1 pseudogene is annotated in these 1,936 nt (G+C 37.9%); it reads left to right on the forward strand.

Features of this window, described 5'->3' with window-relative positions:
• Positions 1-1,936 (forward strand): annotated as a pseudogene (locus tag EV196_RS19665) (T9SS type B sorting domain-containing protein); the annotation flags it as partial.

Below are 1,936 nucleotides of genomic sequence, written 5' to 3' on the forward strand. Positions count from 1 at the left end.
CAGCAGCTTACGGAACAAGCGATGTAGTTACGGTAGACACCAATTCAGGAACAGACTTAGTTTGGGATGTCTACGTAAGAGATGCCAATGCTTGTATAACAATGAATACGGTTACGGTTATACTTGATCCGTTACCAACCGTTACCGTTCCAGCTATGGCTGCGAACCAGTGTAATTTGGTTGGAGATCCATATACATTTACAGTAACAAGCACTACTGGAATAGCCCCTTATACATATTCTATAGGAAGTGGTTTCCAATCTAGTGATACATTTACAGGATTAGCTCCAGGAAATTATTTTGTAACGGTAAAAGATGGAAATGGTTGTGAAACTATTAGTCCAACTTCAGTAACAGTATATGCACCATTAGATTTTACACCAACCATAACTGCCTTACCAACTTGTGCTGATAACGATGGTGTCATTACAGTATCACAATCAGGTGGTTCTGGAACATATAGCTACGTAATTAGTCCAAGTGTAGGATCATTATCTGGCAATGTGTTTTCAGGAGTGCCATCAGGAACTTATACTATCACAATTACAGATGGAATAACTTCATGTACAAAAGATGTAAGTATTACATTAATAGCCGCTACTCCTGTAACCTTTACAACATCCGTTGACGATGTAAGCTGTAATGGAGGAAACGATGGTGTTATTACCTTAAATTTACCTGCAAGTAATGATAATCCTATTTATACTTATGAAATTATTGGAGGCCCAAGTATAGTGGCAGCACAGAACTCTAATATATTCTCAGGGTTGGTTGCTGGAAATTATACAGTTCAAGTTAATTCTGGAAGAGGGTGCTCAACTAGTGACATTATTACTGTTGGAGAACCAACCTCATTAACAGTTTCTGGAACAGCTACGGATTTTGGATGTGCAGCAGACAATTCAGTAAACACCTCTACAGTTACCATAACAGAAGTAGGAGGAACGGCACCTTATTCATACAGTATTGATGGTGTTAATTATTTAGCTACCAATAATTTTGATGTTATCGATACAGGAGCTTCACAAACTATTACCGTTTATGTGAAAGATGCCAATGGCTGTTTAAATACAAACACGGTTGTAATTGCACCTCTGCCTACATTAACAGCGGCTACAGTAGCTATTGCAACACCTATTGATTGTAACAATACAGGTTCAGTTTCTATAACTGTATCTGGAGGTTCAGGTAATTTTACCTATCAAATGTTACCAAGCGGGGTAGCTCAGGCTTCAAATATATTTAGCATAACATTACCTGGAACTTACTATTTCCAAGTAAATGATATCACTACAGGATGTACAATTGCAACCTCAGATTTCACAGTGGTGCCATTTGATACTATGGATGTGGTAGCAACAGCAACAACACCAGTAACTTGTTTTGTTGACAATAATGGTGCTTTAGAGATTAATGTGACTGGTTATACAGGAACATATAATTATGAAGTTTTTGATAATTCTGGTGCTTCAGTTGGAGGAGTTGTTAGTGCAAACACGTCTACAAACCCACAAGTTATATCAGGGTTAATAGGAGGTAATTATACAGTAAGAATTACAGAAACAGCTAGTCCATTTTGTACTACTGTTTCTAATATGGTTACTATTGCATCACCATCAGCTGCCTTAACTCTTTTAGCTTCTGAAACATCAAATGTAACCTGTACCAATGATAAAGGAACCATTACAGCAACTGCCAATGGGGGTTGGGGTTCTTATGAATATGAATTAACAGGTACAGCAACAGTTGCTTATTCCTCGAATGGAACGTTTACAAACTTATCAGCAGGAAATTATATTGTAAATGCAAGAGATGCTGGTGGATGTATTGTTTCTCAAAATGTTAACCTAGCTATCCCCGCAGCAATAGGAGCAACAGTTACACCAAGCACAACCTTATTGACATGTTTTGGAGACACCAATGCTTCCATAACGGT

Source organism: Mariniflexile fucanivorans, assembly GCF_004341235.1.
GTDB lineage: Bacteria > Bacteroidota > Bacteroidia > Flavobacteriales > Flavobacteriaceae > Mariniflexile > Mariniflexile fucanivorans.